Annotated in this window: 2 rRNA genes; both read left to right on the forward strand. The window is 56.2% G+C overall.

The window, feature by feature from the left end:
• Window positions 1-536, forward strand: a 16S ribosomal RNA gene (locus LEL83_RS15760); the annotation flags it as partial.
• A gap of 427 nt (window positions 537-963) precedes the next feature.
• Window positions 964-1,068 (forward strand): 23S ribosomal RNA (locus LEL83_RS15765); the annotation flags it as partial.

Raw genomic sequence — 1,068 nt, forward strand, 5'->3', positions numbered from 1 at the left:
CGGCCAGAGATGGTCGCCCCCTTGTGGTCGGTGTACAGGTGGTGCATGGTTGTCGTCAGCTCGTGTCGTGAGATGTTGGGTTAAGTCCCGCAACGAGCGCAACCCTCGTTCTATGTTGCCAGCGGGTTATGCCGGGGACTCATAGGAGACTGCCGGGGTCAACTCGGAGGAAGGTGGGGATGACGTCAAATCATCATGCCCCTTATGTCTTGGGCTTCACGCATGCTACAATGGCCGGTACAAAGGGCTGCGATACCGTAAGGTGGAGCGAATCCCAAAAAGCCGGTCTCAGTTCGGATTGAGGTCTGCAACTCGACCTCATGAAGTCGGAGTCGCTAGTAATCGCAGATCAGCAACGCTGCGGTGAATACGTTCCCGGGCCTTGTACACACCGCCCGTCAAGTCATGAAAGTCGGTAACACCCGAAGCCGGTGGCCTAACCCTTGTGGAAGGAGCCGTCGAAGGTGGGATCGGTGATTAGGACTAAGTCGTAACAAGGTAGCCGTACCGGAAGGTGCGGCTGGATCACCTCCTTTCTAAGGAGCATCTGGCATCGCTTGCGGTGTCCAGGCGCCCGATTCGGACCGAACGTGTCCGACGGGTAGCTCATGGGTGGAACATTGACAGTGCAGTTGGGAGTGATGCTTCCGGTCTCAGTACGTCCTGCTTGCAGGGTTGGAACGGGTTGGGGTGGAGCTGCTGGCTGGTGCACGTTGTTGGGTCCTGAGGGACCAGGCTTCTCGGTCTGTGATGGACTGAGGGTTGAGCCGTGACTGGGACGGGTTCGTTCTGGTTGCTGGTTCTTCGTCGGGCCGGTGTGATCTCACCTGTTGGTGGGGGAGTGCTGGTGCCGATCGTATGTTGAGAACTACACAGTGGACGCGAGCATCTTTGATTCGCGTCATCCATGATCAGCCTTCGGGTTGTTGATTGGTGACGTTGGATCGCAATTTTAATCTTTGTGGTCAAGTTTCTAAGAGCAAACGGTGGATGCCTTGGCATCTGGAGCCGAAGAAGGACGTAGAAATCTGCGATAAGCCTCGGGGAGCTGATAATCGAGCTTTGATC

Source organism: Curtobacterium oceanosedimentum (assembly GCF_020297365.1).
Lineage (GTDB): Bacteria > Actinomycetota > Actinomycetes > Actinomycetales > Microbacteriaceae > Curtobacterium.